Annotated in this window: 19 protein-coding genes and 2 tRNA genes; 8 read left to right on the top strand and 13 right to left on the bottom strand. The window is 58.5% G+C overall.

Annotated features, from left to right (window positions below; genetic code table 11):
* Window positions 1-17: 17 nt before the first annotated feature.
* The 5 genes from mutS to ACNSPV_RS09750 all read right to left on the bottom strand — a co-directional run bounded on the left by mutS (window position 18) and on the right by ACNSPV_RS09750 (window position 6,533).
* Complete coding sequence (gene mutS, locus ACNSPV_RS09770) at window positions 18-2,633, bottom strand: DNA mismatch repair protein MutS (RefSeq protein WP_348583564.1); 2,616 nt, start codon at window positions 2,631-2,633, stop codon at window positions 18-20.
* 219 nt (window positions 2,634-2,852) lie between these two features.
* The gene (locus ACNSPV_RS09765) at window positions 2,853-3,260 is read right to left on the bottom strand and encodes a YlbF family regulator (protein ID WP_348583565.1); all 408 of its coding nucleotides are present in this window, start codon (window positions 3,258-3,260) and stop codon (window positions 2,853-2,855) included.
* 52 nt (window positions 3,261-3,312) lie between these two features.
* Window positions 3,313-4,692, bottom strand: coding sequence for a tRNA (N6-isopentenyl adenosine(37)-C2)-methylthiotransferase MiaB (miaB, locus tag ACNSPV_RS09760; protein ID WP_348583566.1), 1,380 nt, complete (start codon window positions 4,690-4,692; stop codon window positions 3,313-3,315).
* Between the two features lie 134 nt (window positions 4,693-4,826).
* Complete coding sequence (locus tag ACNSPV_RS09755; protein ID WP_249238654.1) at window positions 4,827-5,219, bottom strand: Fur family transcriptional regulator; 393 nt, start codon at window positions 5,217-5,219, stop codon at window positions 4,827-4,829.
* Window positions 5,220-5,258: 39 nt separating this feature from the next.
* A complete protein-coding gene (locus tag ACNSPV_RS09750; RefSeq protein WP_348583567.1) occupies window positions 5,259-6,533 on the bottom strand; it encodes a replication-associated recombination protein A in 1,275 nt (424 codons plus the stop codon).
* Window positions 6,534-6,711: 178 nt separating this feature from the next.
* On the opposite strand from ACNSPV_RS09750, the gene ACNSPV_RS09745 reads away from it, so the two are divergent.
* From ACNSPV_RS09745 to ACNSPV_RS09735, 3 genes are all read left to right on the top strand, one after another.
* A complete protein-coding gene (locus ACNSPV_RS09745) occupies window positions 6,712-7,404 on the top strand; it encodes an endonuclease III (protein WP_348583568.1) in 693 nt (230 codons plus the stop codon).
* 18 nt (window positions 7,405-7,422) lie between these two features.
* The gene (locus tag ACNSPV_RS09740) at window positions 7,423-7,662 is read left to right on the top strand and encodes a GlsB/YeaQ/YmgE family stress response membrane protein (RefSeq protein ID WP_249238651.1); all 240 of its coding nucleotides are present in this window, start codon (window positions 7,423-7,425) and stop codon (window positions 7,660-7,662) included.
* 154 nt (window positions 7,663-7,816) lie between these two features.
* Window positions 7,817-7,892 (top strand) — tRNA-Thr (locus ACNSPV_RS09735).
* Between the two features lie 163 nt (window positions 7,893-8,055).
* Here the strand turns inward: ACNSPV_RS09735 and ACNSPV_RS09730 are convergent.
* A tRNA-Leu gene (locus ACNSPV_RS09730) sits at window positions 8,056-8,137 on the bottom strand.
* 152 nt (window positions 8,138-8,289) lie between these two features.
* Here ACNSPV_RS09730 and spoIVB point away from each other — a divergent pair.
* The 3 genes from spoIVB to ACNSPV_RS09715 all read left to right on the top strand — a co-directional run bounded on the left by spoIVB (window position 8,290) and on the right by ACNSPV_RS09715 (window position 11,432).
* Window positions 8,290-9,519 (top strand): SpoIVB peptidase, encoded by a 1,230-nt coding sequence (gene spoIVB / locus ACNSPV_RS09725; protein ID WP_348583569.1) that lies wholly within the window; start codon window positions 8,290-8,292, stop codon window positions 9,517-9,519.
* Window positions 9,520-9,653: 134 nt separating this feature from the next.
* Window positions 9,654-10,412: a sporulation transcription factor Spo0A gene (gene spo0A, locus ACNSPV_RS09720; protein WP_249238640.1), complete on the top strand. Its 759-nt coding sequence runs from the start codon at window positions 9,654-9,656 to the stop codon at window positions 10,410-10,412.
* A 183-nt stretch (window positions 10,413-10,595) separates the two neighbouring features.
* Complete coding sequence (locus ACNSPV_RS09715; protein WP_348583570.1) at window positions 10,596-11,432, top strand: polysaccharide deacetylase family protein; 837 nt, start codon at window positions 10,596-10,598, stop codon at window positions 11,430-11,432.
* 14 nt (window positions 11,433-11,446) lie between these two features.
* Here ACNSPV_RS09715 and ACNSPV_RS09710 read toward each other — a convergent pair whose 3' ends face one another.
* From ACNSPV_RS09710 to ACNSPV_RS09680, 7 genes are all read right to left on the bottom strand, one after another.
* Window positions 11,447-12,292, bottom strand: coding sequence for a MerR family transcriptional regulator (locus ACNSPV_RS09710; RefSeq protein ID WP_348583571.1), 846 nt, complete (start codon window positions 12,290-12,292; stop codon window positions 11,447-11,449).
* Between the two features lie 110 nt (window positions 12,293-12,402).
* Window positions 12,403-13,806, bottom strand: coding sequence for an aminopeptidase (locus ACNSPV_RS09705; protein ID WP_348583572.1), 1,404 nt, complete (start codon window positions 13,804-13,806; stop codon window positions 12,403-12,405).
* Between the two features lie 15 nt (window positions 13,807-13,821).
* Entirely contained in the window at window positions 13,822-14,490 is a 669-nt protein-coding gene (locus ACNSPV_RS09700) for a lytic transglycosylase domain-containing protein (protein ID WP_348583573.1), read from the bottom strand.
* Window positions 14,487-15,104, bottom strand: a complete 618-nt coding sequence (coaE, locus tag ACNSPV_RS09695) for a dephospho-CoA kinase (RefSeq protein ID WP_348583574.1) — start codon at window positions 15,102-15,104, stop codon at window positions 14,487-14,489. The genes ACNSPV_RS09700 and coaE overlap by 4 nt, the downstream gene beginning before the upstream one ends.
* Entirely contained in the window at window positions 15,101-16,129 is a 1,029-nt protein-coding gene (locus ACNSPV_RS09690) for an L-threonylcarbamoyladenylate synthase (RefSeq protein WP_348583575.1), read from the bottom strand. Before ACNSPV_RS09690 ends, coaE begins: the two co-directional genes overlap by 4 nt.
* 85 nt (window positions 16,130-16,214) lie before the next feature.
* Window positions 16,215-17,306 (bottom strand): peptide chain release factor 1, encoded by a 1,092-nt coding sequence (gene prfA / locus ACNSPV_RS09685; RefSeq protein ID WP_249238634.1) that lies wholly within the window; start codon window positions 17,304-17,306, stop codon window positions 16,215-16,217.
* 123 nt (window positions 17,307-17,429) lie between these two features.
* Window positions 17,430-17,618, bottom strand: a complete 189-nt coding sequence (locus ACNSPV_RS09680) for a DUF951 domain-containing protein (protein WP_339394797.1) — start codon at window positions 17,616-17,618, stop codon at window positions 17,430-17,432.
* A gap of 228 nt (window positions 17,619-17,846) precedes the next feature.
* Between ACNSPV_RS09680 and ACNSPV_RS09675 the strand changes: the two genes are divergently transcribed.
* Both ACNSPV_RS09675 and ACNSPV_RS09670 read left to right on the top strand, forming a co-directional pair.
* Window positions 17,847-18,782, top strand: coding sequence for a S1 RNA-binding domain-containing protein (locus tag ACNSPV_RS09675; RefSeq protein WP_348583576.1), 936 nt, complete (start codon window positions 17,847-17,849; stop codon window positions 18,780-18,782).
* A gap of 50 nt (window positions 18,783-18,832) precedes the next feature.
* Complete coding sequence (locus tag ACNSPV_RS09670; RefSeq protein ID WP_316543760.1) at window positions 18,833-19,384, top strand: DUF4364 family protein; 552 nt, start codon at window positions 18,833-18,835, stop codon at window positions 19,382-19,384.
* Window positions 19,385-19,545: the final 161 nt, after the last annotated feature.

The raw sequence follows: 19,545 nt of genomic DNA, 5'->3' as shown, positions 1-19,545 counted from the left end.
TTTTTTCGGGCAGGCTATCAGCTGTTCAGGCTGCCCTTCAGGGTCTTTTTCAGCTCGTAGAGGAAGTTCAGTGCTTCAATGGGGGTCAGCGTTTCCACATCCAGTGCTTCCAGCTTCTCCATCATCTCACTGGGAACCGCCGGAGAGTTGTACTCCTGCAATGCGTCAAAATCCATCTGCTCCACCTTGTTTTTGGGAGCGGAAGCTTCCAGTGCACGCAGCACCTCGTGGGCGCGGCGGGTCACGCTGCCGGGCAGGCCTGCCAGCTTTGCCACCTCAATGCCGTAGCTGTCATCCGCAGGGCCGCGCACGATGCGGCGCAGGAAGGTGATGTCCTCGCCGCGTTTTTTCACTGCAATATTGTAGTTTTTCACGCCGTCCACGCTGCCTTCCAGCTCGGTCAGCTCGTGGTAGTGGGTGGCAAACAGGGTCTTGCAGCCAAGCCCCTTGGCCGGGTCCGAAATATGCTCCACCACCGCACGGGCGATGCTCATGCCGTCAAAGGTGGAGGTGCCGCGGCCGATCTCGTCCAGCACCACAAGGCTTCTGGAGGTGGCATTTTTCAGGATCTCTGCCACCTCGGTCATCTCCACCATAAAGGTGGACTGACCGGCAGACAGGTCGTCCGACGCGCCGATGCGGGTGAAGATGGCATCCACCACGCCCACATGACAGCTGGATGCCGGCACGAAGGAACCGATCTGCGCCATCAGTGCAATCAGTGCATTCTGACGCATATACGTAGATTTACCCGCCATATTGGGGCCGGTGATGATCAGGCAGCGGTCGGTGGTGCAGTTGAGGGTGGTGTCGTTGGGCACAAACAGGCTGCCCTTGAGCATCTGCTCTACCACAGGGTGACGTCCCTCCGTGATGGTCAGCTCGTCGCTGTCGTCCACAACGGGGCGGCAATAGTTGTTTTCTGCCGCTGCCTGCGCCAGCGCAGTGAGAACATCCAGCTCTGCAACCGCGTTTGCCGTGCGCTGGATGCGGTCCAGCTGAGCGCTGATGCTTTCCAGCAATTCGCTGAACAGGCGGTGTTCCAGCGTGATCAGCCGCTCGTGCGCACCTAAGATCTTGCTTTCCAGCTCCTTGAGCTCCTGCGTGATGTAGCGCTCGCCGCTGGTCAGGGTCTGCTTGCGGATGTAGGTCTCCGGCACCTGTGCCTTGTAGGAATTGCTGACCTCGATATAGTAGCCAAACACATGGTTATAGCCGATCTTCAGCTTGGGGATGCCGGTCTCCTGCCGCAGACGGGCTTCCAGCTGTGCCAGAACGCCCTTGGTGTTATCGCGGATGGAGCGTAGCTCGTCCACCTCGGCATGGTAGCCTTTGGCAATGACACCTCCATCCTTGAGGGTGGAAGGTGCTTCCGGGTCCACCGCTGCGTAGATGCGGGCCTTGATATCCTCCAACGGGTCGATCTGTGCTGCCAGCTCGGAAAGCTCCGGGCAGCTGCAGGCTTCAGCCTGCCTGCGCAGGCCGGGCAGACGGTCGCAGGTCTGGGCCAGCGTATAGATTTCCTTGGGTGTGGCAGAGCCATAGACCGTTCGGGTCATCAGGCGTTCCATGTCCGCAATGTAGTGCAGCTCTTCCACAAGATCGCCCCGGGCCATGGTCTGCTTTACCAGACTTTCCACAGCGTTCAGGCGGTGGTTGATGAGTGCGCTGGAAACAAGCGGCTGCTCGATCCAGCTGCGCAGCATACGCTTGCCCATGGAGGTGCTGGTCTTATCCAGCACCCAGAGCAGCGTTCCCCGCTTTTCGCGGCCGCGCAGGGTCTCGGTCAGTTCCAGATTGGCGCGTGTCACCGGCGAGAGCCGCATGAACTGTGCCTTGTTGTAGCTGATGACCGTTTTCAGACGCTCGACGCCCTTGATCTGGGTATCGTGGAGGTATTCCAGAAGCGCTGCCATGGCAAAGCGCACAAGGCCGTCGGCGGCAATGCCGGTGGTCTGCGTCCAGTCGCGGCCAAACTGATTTTCCAGCGATGCCGCCACAAGGCCCGGCGCATAGCGTTCCTCTTCGATCAGCTCCACCGAACAGGTCATGTTCTTTTTGATGTACGCCGTCACCTCGCGGCAGTCCAGAAGGCCCGGATTCATCAGAACCTCGCTGGGATGATAGCGGCACAGCTCTGTGATCACAGCCGGTGCCGTTTTATCCGCGTTCAGCTCGGTGATATGCGCCGTGCCGGTGGAGACATCTGCAAAGCACAAACCGGCTTTTTTCCCCTTGAGGAAGATGCTGGCAATGTAGTTATTGCGGTCGTCCTGCAGCATGCTGCTCTCAATGACCGTGCCGGGCGTGACCACACGGATGATGTCCCGCTTGACAAGGCCCTTGGCTTTGGCCGGGTCCTCCACCTGCTCACAGATAGCCACCTTGTAACCCTTGGCGATCAGCCGGGCCACATAGCCTTCGTAGCTGTGGAAGGGCACACCGCACATGGGCGCACGCTCGGCCTGACCGCACTGCTTGCCGGTCAGGGTCAGATCCAGCTCTTTGGATGCCGTGAGGGCATCATCGTAGAACATCTCGTAAAAGTCACCGATGCGGTAAAAGAGAATTTCGTCTTTATGCTGTTTTTTGATCTCAAGATATTGCTGCATCATGGGCGACAGCTCTGCCATGTTATTTCCCTCTCCCGTTCTGTGCATAGTTTGCGGCTTGTAACCGCTGCGGCAAACAAAACGCGGTCTGTTTTGCACAGCCGCGTTCTGTCGAAGTTTTTGGCTCGAAAGTCGTTTTCATCCCGCATCTCTCGTCAGCCTGCCAAAAATCAGGCTGCGGCTGTTTTGCCGGAAGAAAGCACCGGCACACCGGTGTTCATGCGTTATGAAATGAACTTCTCAGTGGCAGCCGCCGCAGGTGGAACAGCTGCCGGTGCAGGAAGCAGAAGGCTCCTGTACCGTCATGGGGTCGCCGCCATTCATGGCAGTGTTGATGATGGCATCAATATAGTTCACAAGGTTCTCGCAGTCGCGCTTGGCCTCGTTGTAAGCCACCATGCCCTCGTTGCCCATGATCTGGCCGTACAGGTTGTTCACCTTCTCGTTCAGCTCGGCGATGCGGGCATCGTTGCGCTCGCTCTTGCCGATCTCGTTGTTCAGATCCATGCGGGCGAGGTTGAATTCGCCGATCATGTTCTGCAGCTCTTCGTCCTTATCGTTTGCCTTGCGGGTCTGATCCAGAACGAGGTAGCGGCTATCGGTCTGCAGCGCAACGGCTGCGCGCTTGAAAAGATCAATGCAATCCATTTGAATGGTCTCCTTCTTATTTATATGTTCAGGGGCACTGCCCCGGAATCACTCAGGCAAGCTCACCCAGCAGCACAGTCGCCCGTGCGCCCGTGAGATGTACATTGGCATAGCTGCCCATCAGGGAAGCGTCTGCGGCAAATTCTACGGTCAGGTTGTTATCCAGCCGGCCGGAAAGGCTTCCCTCACTGCGTCCGAAGCCCTCTACCAGCACCTTCACGGTCTGGCCCACCTGCGCCTTGACCAGCGCCATGGCGATCTCGTCCTGCAGCTTGAGCAGGCGGGTCATGCGATCGGTCTTTTCCTTGCGGGGAGTGGGATCGGGCATTTCGGCAGCCTTGGTGCCGGTGCGCTTGGAATAGATAAAGGTGAACAGCTGCATATAGCCCACCTTCTGCACCAGCTCCAGCGTCTTGACAAAATCCTCCTCCGTCTCGCCGGGGAAGCCAACGATGATGTCACTGGAAAAGGTGATGCCGGGCACCGTTTTGCGGGCGTATTCGATGAGCTCAAGATACTGCTCCACGGTGTAGTGGCGGTTCATCTTCTTCAGCAGTTCATCCGAGCCGCACTGCACCGGCAGGTGCAGGTGCCTGCACAGCTTCGGCTGAGCGGCAATGGTGTCGATCAGCTTGTGGCTGGCGTCCTTGGGGTGGCTGGTCATAAAGCGGATGTGGTAATCGCCGGGCACCGTGCACAGCAGGTTGAGCAGATCGGAAAAGTCCACCTTTTCTTCCAGTCCCTTGCCGTAGCTGTTGACGTTCTGCCCCAGCAATGTGATCTCCTTATAGCCTGCCTCCACAAGACCGCGGAACTCGGCAAGGATATCGCCGGGCTTGCGGCTCTTTTCGCGGCCGCGCACATAGGGCACGATGCAGTAGGTGCAGAAGTTGTCGCAGCCGTACATGATGGGCAGCCATGCGCGGAACTCACTCTCACGCCGGATGGGGATATTCTCCACGATGACCGGGCGCTGGGCGGGCTCCATCAGCACACGCTTGTGCTTCTGCAGCTTCTGGGCAATGAGCTGCGGCAGGGTGTCGATGCCATCCACGCCAAACACAAGGTCTACATAGGGGTAACTCTTACGCAGCTTTTCCACCACATGCTTCTGATTCGCCATGCAGCCGCACAGGCCGATGATGAGGTCATGCTTTTTTTCCTTGAGTCCCTTCAGGGCACCTACGTTGCCGAACACACGCTGCTCGGCATGCTCACGCACGGCGCAGGTGTTGAAGAGGATCAGGTCGGCGTCCTCGGGCTTATCGCACAGGCCATAGCCGATGTCCATCAGCACGCCCTTGATCCGCTCGCCGTCGTTCACGTTCTGCTGACAGCCATAGCTGTGCACAAAGGCCAGCGGCGGCGTATCATAGGCCTGCTTTACCAGCTCAGCGGCGATGTTATTATGTTCAAAACTAATGTATTCCAATCAAACCATCCTTCTCCGCCGGGAAGCTTCTCCCCGCACGGCGAAACTCTTTTTTCTGCCTTTGCAGAAAGCTCTCTTTAGTATACGCTCTTTGCGCGTTTCGGGCAAGGGGTAGTGCGCAATTTTCCCAAAGGTCACTGCATATTTTCCTGCATCTGTGCCTCACAGCAGGCTTCGCACACGCCAATGAGCACCACAGCGCAGTCCTGCACGCAGCCCTTCTGGTTCCTGACCAGCTTCATCACCTGTTCTTCGTCCACCTCGGCGTCGGTCACGCTGCCGCATACCGTGCAGTACAGGTGGCTGTGCCAGGGCAGCGTGTGGTCAAAGCGGTCTGCCTTGCCCGGGATGGAGACCCGGCGTACCCGGCCCGCATCCACAAGACTGTTCAGGTTGCGGTACACGGTGCCAAGGCTCAGGCCCGGGCACTCCTTGACCGCAGCATCATAAATCTCCTCGGCGGTGGGGTGGTCGCACAGGGCCTGTACGGTCTGCATGACCAGCTCGCGCTGTTTGGAATATCGCATAACTTCTCCTTTGCTTTCTCCTCATACAAAAGGTCTTGTTCAGACGTTTTCTTCGCCCTTGATCTTTGCCCAGTAGGCCCGGGCAGCCTGCTCATTTTTGTTGTCGCCAAAGGTGTAGTATTTCACATCTTTGATCGCATCCGGCAGGTATTGCTGTGCCACCCAGTGATGATCGTAGTCGTGGGCGTATTTGTAATTCTGGCCCTTCACCAGTGCATCCTCACCATCATAGTGTTTGTTCTGCAGCTGCCGCGGGATAGGCCCGGTGCGGCCCGCCTGCACATCCGCAATGGCTGCATTGATGGCATCGTGAGCACTGTTGGATTTGGGACTGGTGGCCACCAGAACAACGGCGTCTGCCAGCGGAAGCCGCGCCTCCGGCAGGCCCACCATGTTGGCGGCATCCACCGCTGCCTTCACGATGGGGATGATCTGCGGGTAGGCAAGGCCCACATCCTCACAGGCGCACACCATCAAACGGCGGCAGGCCGAGGGCAGGTCGCCTGCTTCCAGCAGACGGGCCAGATAGTGCAGAGCCGCATCCGGATCAGAGCCGCGCATGGACTTCTGGTAGGCTGACACGATATCATAGTGGTCGTCGCCCTCCCGGTCATAGCGCATGGCTGTGCGGCGGGTGACCTGGCGGATCATTTCCAGTGTGATGTGCTTTTTTCCGTCCTCGATGGGCGCCGCCGTTACCGCAAAATCCAGACAGCCCAGTGCTTTGCGCAGATCGCCGCCTGCGCTCTCTGCAAGGTAGGCACAGGCATCCTCGTCCATATCAAGCTCCGGTTCCCCGTCTCCCGAGAGCTTCTGCACCGCATTGTGCAGACCGCGCTCCACATCCGCTGCAGACAGGGCCTTGAACTCGAACACCGTGCACCGGGACAGCAGCGCATTATAAATGTAGAAGTACGGATTTTCGGTGGTGGATGCAATCAGCGTCACCGAGCCGTCCTCAATGCATTCCAGCAGGCTCTGCTGCTGCTTTTTGTTCAGATACTGGATCTCGTCCAGATACAGCAGGATGCCGCCCGCTCCCGCCAGCGTACCGATGTCCTTGAGCACCGCCTTGATGTCCCCTGTGCCGCAGGATGTGCCGTTCAGCTTGTGCAGCGTCATACCGCTGTTTTCTGCAATGATGCGGGCCACGGTGGTCTTGCCCGTGCCGGATGGGCCATAGAAGATCATATTGGGGATACGCCCGCTCTCGATGGTACGGCGGAACACCCTGTCCGGTGCCAGCAGATGCTGCTGGCCGCAGACGTCTGCCAGAGTTTTGGGCCGCAGGCGCTGCGCCAATGGTTCGTTCATCGTGTTCCCTCCTCCCATACCGGGCAAAGAACCCGGTTTTTTCTATAGTATATCGCATTTATGCGGCGAGAGCAATACTTTATCTGAAAATCATTCTCAGATAATCCCCGGCTGCAGTTTACAAAAAATGCAAAACATGGTATTATCATCTTAGCTTTTTGTCAAAGGAGGTGGAACAATGTCTGTTCGCCAAAAAGCGCCGGAGGATCTTACCGCCAAGAAGGCTCTGGCATTGGAGGTCATTGACCGGCTGAAAAAAGAGTATCCGGATGCCGGATGCACCTTGGACTACGCCCATGCATGGCAGCTGCTTGTCAGTGTCCGGCTGGCCGCGCAGTGTACGGATGCCCGCGTGAATATCGTGGTCGAGGACCTGTTCGCCAAGTACCCCAGTGTAGCCGCACTGGCTGCCGCAGAACCGGAGGACATCGAAGCCATTGTGAAGCCCTGCGGCCTTGGGCACTCCAAAGCGCGGGATATCTCCGCCTGTATGCGGATGCTGCGGGACAAATACGATTGTCAGGTCCCCGCCACTTTTGAAGAACTGCTGGCTCTGCCCGGCGTGGGCCGCAAGAGCGCAAACCTCATTATGGGCGATGTGTTCGGCAAGCCAGCCATCGTGACAGATACCCACTGCATCCGGCTGTGCAACAGGATCGGCCTTGTGGACGGCATCAAGGAACCGCAGAAAGTAGAAATGGCCCTGTGGAAGATCATCCCGCCCGAGGAAGGCAGCGATCTGTGTCATCGTTTTGTGATGCATGGCCGGGCTGTGTGCAATGCGCGCAAACCGGAATGCGAACACTGTTGTTTGAAGGCCATCTGCCGCTATGCGCAGGAGCAATCCGGTACGCAGACGGCAGGATCATAAATTTCAGGAGGTATTGATATGTTAGGTTTCATCTTCAGTCTGCTGGTCGGTGCACTGGCCGGTTACATTGCGGGCCGCATCATGGGCAGCGAAACTTCCACCCTGCGCAACATTGTGCTGGGCATTCTGGGCGGCTTTGTGGGCAGCATCCTGTTCGGCCTGATCGGCCTGAGTGCTACCGGCATCGTGGGCGAGATCCTCGTGTCCGTTGTGGGTGCCTGCGTCTGCATCTGGATCGGCCGCAAGCTGTTCAAGTAATTTTTCACTTTATGTCATAGCTGCTCTTTGAGTTTTTCTCGAAGGGCAGTTTTATTTTATCAAATGCATCTTTCGCGCCATTCCAGGCGCAAAAATCCGGCCTTGACAGTATTCCGGAAGTATGATAAAATATTTTCCGTTATCAGGCCTGTGTGCTACTGTGGCTCAGCTGGTAGAGCAGCTCACTCGTAATGAGCAGGTCGCCTGTTCGAATCAGGTCAGTAGCTCCAAAAATCCTACGGATTTGCGTTGAAAATCGCAATGTCCGTAGGATTTTTTGTTTATATTTTGGTGTTTTCAAAAAAAACACAGCGCAAAACCCAACGCTGCCTGCAAAATGGTGCAAAGAAAAAGCACGCCAGTTCCGAACGAACCAACGTGCTTTTTCTCTTATGCGGGTAGTGGGGGTCGAACCCACACGCCTTGCGGCACAGGAACCTAAATCCTGCGCGTCTGCCAATTCCACCATACCCGCAAATGTGTATTTGTGTAGCTTTAAAGAAACTGCTCTAATATAGTATCAGTTCCATGCACAAAAGTCAATCACTGCACTGATATTTTCACCCGCTCCCGCGCATACTATCGCCGGGCAGTCGTATCATTCTGCGACGCCGGAAGGGGGTCCCCATGCGCAGAGCAAAACTCCGCCGCTTTTTCCGCATTGCGGCAGCTTATCTTCTGGTTGCCATTCTGGCTGCGCTGGGATGGCTCTGGCACAGTCTGCCCTCTGAGATCCTGCTGGAGCCCGGGCAGTCCCTTTCCCTGCCCCGCTTTTCCTTCATCGAGCCTCTGCGCAGCACCGGCTCCCGCAATGCAGCCAGCACGCAGGCTGTTGGCAGCTATCAGGTCACTTTGTCGCTGGGCGGCTGGCTGCCCATCAAAACCGTGCGCGCCCTTGTGGAGACCCGGCCTGCTGTCACAGTCTGCGGCACACCTTTCGGAGTCAAAATGTTCTCAGAAGGCGCACTCATCGTGGGCTTTTCCGATCTGAACACGGCCAAAGGCACCATAAACCCCGCCAAGAAAGCCGGGCTCCGGCTGGGTGACCGCGTGGTGCGCATGGACGGCGTTCTGACCGAGACCAACGATGCGGTGCACGATGCACTGGAAGCCGCAGCAGGCGCCCCGGTGCGGCTGATCTATATCCGCGAGGGTGAACAGTTCCAGACTCAGCTCACGCCCGCATGGGACAGCACCGCCGGGCAGTGGCGTGCCGGGATGTGGGTGCGTGATTCCTCCGCAGGCGTAGGCACCATGACCTTTGTGGACAACGATGCCGGGGTGTTTGCCGGTCTGGGGCATCCCATCAGCGACAGTGATACCGGCGAAAGCGTTGCGCTGCGCAGCGGCGAGATCGTCCCCTGCCAGATCGTGGGGTGTACCGGCGGCACCGTAGGCAGCCCGGGTGAGCTGAAGGGCCGCTTTCTGAGCACCCATGCGCTGGGCAGTATCTGCATCAACGGCGAGACCGGGGTCTATGGCCGGACACGCACTGTATTTTCCGGCCCGGAAGCAGAGATTGCTTTTGCGCAGGAGATCGTGCCCGGCGATGCAGAGATCTGGACCACAGTGGACGGAGAAGCGCCCCAGCATTACCAGATCCGCATTGAAAAGGTAAACGATGCCGACCCGCACCGCAACATGATCCTGCATGTGACGGACCGGAGGCTTCTGACAAAGACCGGCGGCATCGTGCAGGGCATGAGCGGAAGCCCCATCCTGCAGAACGGCAGGCTGGTGGGTGCCGTGACCCACGTACTGGTAAATGACCCGACACGCGGCTACGGCATTTTTGCGCAGACCATGCTGAAACAGGCGCATTCCATTGAAAAAACAGACGATGACGCGCAGACATAAAGCTGATTTGCAAAAAAATTTGCGCATTTCGATTTTCTTTGCCAAAATTTACCAATATAAACCGTTGAAAGTTCTGGAAAATTATGGTAAAATCCATGGTGTTAAGGGAACTGCACACATTGGAGGAAACAACCATGGACAAAGTGAGATTTTTGATGTCAGACACTGGTGCACAAATTACTGCCGCCTGCCGTGAGGCACTGGAGCAGAAGGGTGTGGATGTGACCGTCGTGGAAAAGGACGGCAACAAGGTGCTGCAGAAAATGCTGGCTGTGCGTCCGCAGGTAGTGCTGCTGGATGCCTTTATGCCCGGGCTGGATGCCCTGGCAGTCAAGCAGCGCTACAATGCCGCCGGGGAACGGCACACTTCCTTCTTCGTGACAGGCGCTTTCCAGAGCGAGGAAATGGTTCAGGAACTGCTGGATGAGGGCTTCTCCTACTATTTTGTAAAGCCCTTTGATGAGACCGTGCTTGCTGCCCGGGTCCTCAAGGCTGCGCTCGGGACGGAAAACCGCATCCTGCACACCAGCGTGGACAGCGATGAACTGACCGTGACCGAGATCCTGCACCAGATCGGCGTGCCTGCCCATATCAAGGGCTACCAGTTCCTGCGGGATGCCATCCTGCTCACCATGAACGAGCCGGAGTATATCAACGCTGTGACCAAGCGCCTGTACCCGGAAATCGCCAAGAAAAACGGCACCACCGCCAGCCGGGTGGAGCGCGCCATCCGCCACGCCATCGAGGTGGCATGGGACCGGGGAGACGTGGACACCCTCAACAGCTACTTCGGCTACACCATCCATAACCTGCGCGGAAAACCCACCAACAGCGAGTTCATTGCAATGATAGCTGATAAGATGCGGCTGGATAAGCGGCAGCGGGTGGGGTGAGTGTCGTTCCCGCACAATTCAGCGTTCCACCGTTTTTATTGATACAAGTTGTTCTATAATCTTCCTGCTTAAAAGCCGATGCTGCACGCACCGGCTTTTTCTTTGGGTTCCTGTCTTTCATAGAATCTGCTGCCGCTCATATTCTGATAAGAGCAAGCCATGCAGGCAAAGGAGGTTTTGCCCTTGAAACGATCAGAATACCTTGCCCGGCGCAGGCGGGCCAGAGTGGCAGTGACGATGTTGTTTGCCCTTATCATGGGGTTTGTATCTGCTGCGCCGCCGGTTGTCACCGGCTGTCAGGCGCAGGATCTGACCCCGGTACCGGACACCTCGGTGCTCTCCCCTGCCATCTCTGTTCCGGTGCAGGCAGAGCCCGCTGCCCCTGTCCTTCCGGAAAAGTGGGTCTGCCTGACCTTTGATGACGGCCCCAGCAAGACCACGCCGGATGTGCTCAATACCCTGAACGCCGCAGGGGTGCACGCCACCTTTTTTGTGGTGGCTACCGGCCACAACGAAAAGTATCTGCCCTTGCTCACCGAAGCGGTCAGCGCCGGGCATCAGATCGCACTGCACTCTGCTTCCCACGAGTACAGCGATATTTACCGCAGCAGCGAAGCCTACTGGGCGGACATTGCACTGCTGAAGGAGCGCATTGCTCCCTATGTGGACGCAGAAAGCATCCGGTATCTGCGGTTCCCCGGCGGCAGCACCAACACGGTGAGCCGACGCTACGGCGGGAAAGGCCTGATGAAGCAGTTGAAAGCCGAAGTAGAGCAGAAGGGCTGGCAGTGGGTGGACTGGAACGTCTGCGCCGAGGACGCCGTAGGCGGGCATCCAAGCGCGGACACCATTTACCGCAATGTGGTGCGGGAGACCGGGCAGCAGACGAACTGCATCGTTCTGATGCACGATTCCGCCACCACCCGCACCACCGCCGAGGCGCTGCCCGACATCATCCGGTGGTATGCAGACAACGGTTACACTTTTTTGACCGTTGCTGAGGCTCTGCCGCTGAACTGAGCAGACCAGCCCGGTTACAGGCGGTGTTCAAAGCATCGGCCCAGCAGGACCCCCACTGCTGCCAGTGCCGCCAGCCAGAGCCAGTCTGTCCCTCCGGTCGCGATCCAGCCTGCCGTCAGGATGGCGGCAAAGGTGCATGCCGCAGGCAGAAGGACCCGCAGGACCCGCAGCTGCCGTTCCCGGCGGGACGGCAGTCCAGTGTTCAGCTGTTCCGGATGGACGGCGTCGCAGCAGACCTCGTCACGGTACTTGCCCGGGTTGCGGTAGGCTTTGTACGAGATCCCGTCCAACGAAAACTCCGGGTACATTCCCTCTTTGGTCAGGCTGAGTTGCATCCCGCGTTCCTCTGCATACGCCTGCAGGGCTGCCGTAAACTCCTGCGGCGTGTTGATGCTGCCCTGCGGGATAAAGAAAAAGTGCTTCTGATGCTGCACCTGTGCCAGCGTGCGGTAATCCTGCACCCAGCCGGAGAAAAACGTCTGCGGCTGCGCGGGATCTTCCATCCGGGACAGGCAGGCGTCCACATCCAGCGACGCCGCAGACGGGTCCTGCCGGGCCAGTTCGGCGCAAAACCGCGCCGCCCCTTCCAGCTGCTTTGCGCGCAGTTCCAGTGCGGTCTGCTGCTCCCGCAGAATATTCCCCAGCGGTGCATCGCCCGCCAGCACGGACCGGATGACCGGAAGCGGCACATCCAGCATCCGCAGCATTCGGATGAACCGGAGAGTGCGGATGTCCTGTTCTGTGTAGTCGCGGTAATCGTTGCCGGGCAGCCGGGCAGGGTTCAAAAGCCCCTCTTTTTCATAGAAGCGGATATTGGGGGCGGACACCCCGCTTTGTTTCGAAGCCTGTTTGATGTTCATTTGCTTCACCTCCGCACTCACATTACACCTTAAAGACACTTGAAGGTCAAGCATTTTTTTGAAAAAAGCCCCGGAATGCGCGCGGCTGCGGGCGATCCGGGGCTAAATCTTTATTCGGCGTTCTGGCAGAACAGCGAGAAGGTACAGTAGGCCATGTACAGGTCGGTCTTGTGGATGACCTCGAAGGGCGAGTGCATGGACAGCACCGGCACACCGATGTCCAGCACGGAAATACCCCGGTTTGCCACATACTTGGCAATGGTGCCGCCGCCGCCAAGATCCAGACGGCCCAGCTCACCGATCTGCCACGCCACATCGTTGGCGTCCAGCAGGCGGGTGATGTCCCCTACCAGCTCGGCGTTGGCATCGCTGGCAGAGCTCTTGCCGCGGCTGCCGGTATACTTGAAGAATGCCACACCGCGGCCGGCGTAGGTGCCGTTCTGCTTTTCAAAGGCACCTGCCCAAGACGGGTCGTAGGCAGCGGTCACGTCCGCAGACAGGCAGACGCTGTTGCGGAAGGCAAGGATATCGTCCTGACCGGCAGCGCGGCACAGCAGCTGCATGAAGTGGAACACATACATGCTCTGCATGCCGGTGACGCCGTCGGAGCCGATCTCTTCCTTATCGGTCAGCACGCAGACGGTGGTGTGCACCGGGTCTTTGGTCTCGATCTCTGCCATCAGTGCGGGATAGGCGTCCACCCGGTCATCGTGACCGTAGCCGCCCACCATGGCGCGGTCAAAGCCCACGTCCCGGGCCTTGTAGGCGGGCACCACCTCGATCTCGGCACGGGTGAAGTCCCGCTCGGTGATGCCGTACTTTTCGTGCAGCAGCATCAGGGTGTTGAGCTTGACGGCTTCCTTGATGTCGGCGTCCTCCACGGCATCGGAGCCGATGAGGACGTTCAGTTCTTCTGCCTTGATGCCCTCGCTGAGCTTGCGGTCGTTCTGCTCGGCACCCAGATGGGGCAGCAGGTCGGTGATGCAGAACACGGGGTCGCTCTCATCCTCACCCACGCACACCGAAACGCTGGAGCCGTCTGCACGGGTGAACACGCCGTGGATGGCCAGCGGCATGGTGCCCCACTGATACTTGCGGATGCCGCCGTAGTAGTGGGTCTTGAAATAGCTGAAATGGTCGGCCTCGTACAGCGGATTCGGGCGCAGGTCCAGCCGGGGGCTGTCGATGTGGGCAATGACCAGACGGAAACCCTCCTCAAAAGATTTCTGGCCGATGGTAGCGGCCACCACCGCCTTGTGCTCCTGCACAAAGTAGATCTTCTGGCCGGGGGCATAGGTCTTTTTCGGCTCAAATTTTTCGTAGCCGGCTTCCAGCAGCATTTTTTCGCTGACGGCAGCCGCCTCGCGCTCGGTTTTGGCGGCGTTCAGAAACGCCTTGTAGCCCTCGGCAAAGGCTGCGGTTTCCTTCTTCACGCCGGTGTTCTTGTCGGCAGCATACTCCGGCTTATAAAGCAGCTGTTCGGCAGCCTGCTTTGCGGTAAGTTTTTCGCTCATTTTTCTTATCTCCTCTCAGCTTCCTGCATAGATGCGCTGATATTCCGCATAGCAGAAAGTGATCTTTTTTACGTAGTGATTCATCTGGTTATAGGGAAAGCCCTGCAGGGTCTCGCCGTCTGCGGAGTGCTCTTCCATCTGCAAAAGAGCATCCACCGTGCCCCACCCGCTGTGATAAGCGGCAGCGGCAGTGGCAACATCGCCGTTGTAGCGCTCCATACACAGGTGCAGGTAATAGCATCCGAACCGGATGCTGGTCTCCGGGTCGTAGAGATTTGCAAAGAGCAGGCCTTCGTCCGGTGCGATCTTGCTGCGCAGCCAGATAAAGGTCTCCTCGGTCATCTGCATCAGGCCCCGGGCATCCACAGTGGAGGTGGCCTGCGGGTCAAAGCCGCTTTCGGTGCGGATGAAGGCATCCACCAGAAGCGGGTCAAGGTCGTAGGTGTCGGCCCACTGCTCCACCAGCGCTTCGTACTTACGGGGGTATAAAAGCCGTTCTGCCCTGCCCCACAAGTTGGGCACCAGCACAAACAGCAGGATCAGCGCCATGCCCAGCAGGAACAGCCTGCGGCTGCGCATTTTTTTGCGGCGGCGTGCCTTCTGGGCGCGGAGAGCGCGGCGAATGCGGGCCGCCTCCGGGTCGTACTGCGGTGCAGGATCTTGTTCGTTATATCGTTCGTTCAAAGCTCTTTTCCCGCACCTCCTTCTGCCAGAAGCTTCCCACACAGCTCCTCAGCCGCAGCCTGCAGATGTGCAAGGTCTGCGTCGTTGCGCAGAACGTAGTCTGCCTGTGCGGTGAGCACGGTTTCCGGCGTCTGTGCGTTCAAACGGCGGGCAGCCATTTCAGCCAAAATGCCGTCCCGGGCCACGATGCGGGCCACACTGGTCTCAAAAGGTGCCGTGACCACGCACAGGCGGTCGCACTCGGCCTGTGCCGCAGTCCCCACGATGACCGCACCATCCAGCACGAACAGCGGTGCTCCGGCATCCAGTGCCGCCTGCTTTGCCGCACGGATGCGGCGGACGATCTCCGGATGGGTCAGGCTGTCCAGCGCCGCTTTGCCCTCAGGGGTGGCAAAAGCGCGGTCGGCCAGCAGGCGGCGGTTCAATGTGCCGTCCTGTTTTAAAATGTCCGCGCCGAACCGCTGCGCCAGCTTTGGCAGCAGCGGCGAGCCGGGCAGCAATATTTCGCGGCTGATCTGGTCGGCGTCGGCCAGCGGCACACCGTGGGCCGAAAACACCGCCGTGACCGTAGATTTTCCGCAGCCGCTGCGGCCGGTGATCCCCAAACAGATCATAGCTCGATCACCCGGAAAGCCGCAGCGCGGATCAGGCGGTTGTACACCGCCATGGAAAGGCCGTCTTTTCTGGGACAGCGGGCGTAGACCACCGCATCGCCCTGCTCATCCAGCGCACGCAGAGAGCGGAAGATGTGCTTTGCCTGATCGGCACCGTCCCCCTCGCGGCCATACTCCACGCAGGGCACACCCAGCTTTTCTGCCTCGCCGGTGAAGCACAGGCAGCTGGGATTCTGGTCAGCGTGGGCGTCCACATATGCCTTGAACTGCTCAAAGGTGCCGTCCAGCAGGGTCACATCTGCCTTGGGCGCATAGTGCTTGTACTTCATGCCGGGGCTGCGCACCACAGCACCCTCCGGCAGCTTTTCGAGAATGGCTTTGGACACCTCCACCTCTTCACCGAGGGCACGTTCCAGATCTTCCAGCGTGATGTGGCCCGGGCGGAACAGGGTGGGCTTTTCGCCTACCACCGACACCACGGTGCTTTCCACGCCCACATCGCACTCGCCGCCGTCCAAAATCAGCGGCAGGCGGCCGTCCATATCGGTGAACACATCCTGCGCGTTGGTGGGGCTGGGCTTGCCGGAAAGATTGGCGCTGGGGGCGGCAAAGGCGCAGCCGCTCTTTTCAATGACTGCACGGGCCACCGGGTGGCTGGGCATCCGGATGCCCACGGTGTCCAGACCTGCACAGCACTCCGCTGCCACCTCCGGGCCGCGGGGCATGATGATGGTGAGCGGGCCGGGGCAGAACGCCGCCATCAGCAGCTGGGCGCGCTCCGGCACCTCGCTGACAAGGCCGGGCAGCATTTCCGGGCCGGTGACATGGACGATGAGGGGATTGTCCTGCGGACGTCCCTTCGCCACAAAGATCTTTTTGACCGCCTCGCCGTTGCGTGCATCGGCGGCAATGCCGTAAACCGTCTCGGTGGGCAGCGCCACCAGCTCGCCTTTCTGCAGCAGGGCGGCCGCTTTTTCAATGCTTTTTTCTTCTGCAGCGGATAAAACTTCAGTCTTAAATTCCATACGGATCATCGTTCTTTCTATCTGTAAAGTGTTTTTGCTTTTCAGCATATTTCAGCAGTACAACGTATTATTTTGAAATTGTATTTCAGTGCTGTTCGTTGAGCTTCTGCAGCTTTTCGGTCTGTTCCCGGGTGGCAAGCGCATCGATCACATCGTCCAGATTGCCGTCCATGATCTTATCCAGATTGTGCACGGTCAGGCCGATGCGGTGGTCGGTGCAGCGGTCCTGCGGAAAGTTATAGGTACGGATCTTCTCGCTGCGGTCACCGGTGCCCACCTGCCCCTGCCGCTCCGAATTGATGGCGTCCTGCTGCTGTTTCTGTTTCTGTGCCAGCAGGCGGCTGCGCAGGATCTCCAGTGCCTTATCCTTGTTTTGGAACTGGCTGCGCTCGTTCTGGCATTCTACCACCGTGCCGGTGGGGATATGTGTCACACGGATGGCACTGGAGGTTTTGTTGATGTGCTGACCGCCCGCGCCGGAGGAACGGAAGGTGTCGATGCGCAGGTCTTTCAGATCCAGTGCAAAGTCCACTTCCTCGGCCTGCGGCATAACGGCCACCGTGGCGGTGGAGGTGTGGATGCGGCCCTGGGTCTCGGTCTCCGGCACGCGCTGCACCCGGTGCACACCGCTCTCGTACTTGAGGCGGTTGTAGGCCCCGGCACCATCCACCGAGAAGATGGCTTCCTTCACGCCGCCAAGCTCGGTCTCGTTCAGGTTGAGCATTTCCAGCTTCCATCCCCTGCTTTGCACATACATGGTGTACATGCGCAGCAGGCTGTGGGCAAACAGGGCCGCTTCCTCGCCGCCTGCGCCGCTGCGGATCTCCACAATGACATTTTTGCCATCGTTCACATCTTTGGGCAGCAGCATAATTTTGAGATTATTTTCCAGTTTTTCCACATCTTGACTTTTTTCGCTGATTTCCTGCTGTATCATCTGTTTAAAGTCCGGGTCAAGAGCACCAGACTCTTCCAGCAGGGCTTTTGCCTGTTCCAGATGATCCTGTGCAGTCTGCCACTCCCGGTAGGCCTGCACAACAGGCTCTGCGTCGTGATACTCCCGCATCAGCTTGCGGAACAGCGCAGGGTCGGCAGCGGCATCCGGCTGGTTCAGGCGGACGGAAAGCTCCTCAAAGCGATGGCAGACAGCATCCATTTGGGTAAACATGTTCGGCATAATTCCGGCAGTTCTCCTAACAACTCAAATCTGCATCTGCAGCGCAGCAGGACGCCCCGGCAGGGCACGTCTCAGACCCGCACATGCAAAGGCATACGTTTCCCATGCGAGCTGTGCCGGACGCTAGACCTGCCCGGGCTTTATCACCTTTTTGATGTTCTTTTCAATTTTAGCACGCGGCAGCATCACCTCATGCCCGCAGCCAGTGCACCGGATCTTGAAATCCATGCCGACGCGCAGCACTTCAAAGCTCTGCGCACCGCAGGGGTGCTTTTTGCGGGTGAGGATGGTATCGCCTACAGCAATGTCCATAACCTTGGCTTCTCCCTTCTGCCTGCCTTTTTCAGTCGTCTGTGGGCAGGCGGCGCGTGTGCGCGCCCCCGGTGTGCCGGGCACAGCGCATACAAATATAGTATAATGCAAAGCCACATAAAATGCAAATATCCGCAATAGCAGATGCATAAGTTTTAATGAAATGGAGCTGGCTTTCCCAGACGGCACCTGTCCAGCTCCCAAAAACAACAGAAAGAGGAATGAAAGATGATGCATGCATATCGTACCGAAGGCAGCTACCGTTCTGCTGCCCGCATGACCGCCGCCGAGCTGCGTGCCGCCATGGCCAGCCGCGAGATCCTGCAATCCACCGCTCTGGCCTTTGATACCCAGCGTCAGCTGCGGTTTGAGCTGGGCGGAGTGAAGGCCGTGATGCCCTTTGCCCAGTGCGCCGACGGCGCCGAGAACGGCACCGTGCGGGACATTGCCGTACTGACCCGGGTAGGCCGTCCCACCTGCTTTGTCATTGAGTCGCTGGACTCCGACGAGACCGGGCAGCCGGTGTACCGGCTTTCCCGTGCTGAGGCACAGCGGATGTGCAAGGCCGACTATCTGGACGCCCTGCAGCCCGGCGATATCCTGCCCTGCACGGTGACCCACATTGAACCTTTTGGTGCCTTTTGTGACGTAGGCTGCGGCATCAGCGCCCTGCTGCCCATCGACTGCATGTCGGTGAGCCGCATCTCCTCCCCTGCCGACCGGGTGAGCGTGGGGCAGCAGATCCTATGCGCCATCAAGAGCCGGGACCTGCAGGGCCGCTTTGTGCTGACCATCCGGGAGCTGCTGGGCACCTGGGAGGAAAACGCCGCCGGGTTCACCGTGGGCGAGACCGTGGTGGGCATCGTGCGCAGCGTGGAAGAATACGGCACCTTCATCGAGATCGCACCCAATCTGGCCGGCCTTGCGGAGAGCTGTGCCGACCTGACCCCCGGGCAGGCTGTCAGCGTCTACATCAAGAACATCCTGCCGGAAAAGATGAAGATCAAGCTGGTGATCGTGAACCATTCCCTGAACCAGCGCCACCGGTTCGAGCTGAAATACTTCATCACCGAGGGCCGTCTTGACCGGTGGGTCTACTCCACACCGGAAAGCCCGAAGCGGATCGAGACAGATTTTGCCGCTGCGGCTTGCAATCCGGCGTGAAACCCTTTATACTATAAAAGAAAAGGAATGCAAGGGGGATGTATGGAACGATGGCCGCTAATGATGCTTTTACCGCCGGTGTACGTCCCGGCGGGCTGACCAGCAGCACCGAGATCCGGCTGCTGCTGTGCTATCTGGTCAAAAATGCCGGACCCATTGCCCGGCAGGAGATTGAAAACGCCCTGATGGAAGAAGCTCTGGTGAATTATTTTGAGATCGGCTCGTGTCTGGACGATATCACCAAGCAGCAACTCGTCACCCTGACAAAGGGCAGCTACACCATTACCGATAAGGGCCGCAAGGTGGCGCAGGAGCTTGCCTACGACCTGCCCCGCAGTGTGCGGGAACGCGCTGTGGCCGCTGTGCTGCGCTGCCAGACCTGGGCCCGCAAGGAGGCCAAGTACAGCGCCAGCATCACCGAAAAGGCAGACGGTCACTGCACCGTACGCTGCACCGTGAAGGGGCTGGATGCGGAGCTGTTCTGTCTGGAGCTGGGGGCTCCCGACCGTCTTTCGGCTGACCTGATCAAAAAGCAGTTCATCCTCAAGGGCAACGAGATCTATCAGATGCTGATCAATAAGCTGACCGAAGAAGAGAAGTAACGATTTGGAATGGCCGCCGCGCACGCTTTAGCCATAAACAGCGGAAATTTCATGATTTTATTTGCGGTTTGGAAGTGTCTGCGGACACCTCCAAACCGCTTTTTTCACGAGAAGAGTCCAAACCCGCCTAGACGGGAAAAGCAGCTTTCCTCCACGACCCC

Source organism: Faecalibacterium sp. 3, from assembly GCF_048323735.1.
GTDB lineage: Bacteria > Bacillota > Clostridia > Oscillospirales > Ruminococcaceae > Faecalibacterium > Faecalibacterium wellingii.
This window is presented reverse-complemented; position numbering and strand designations above follow the sequence as displayed.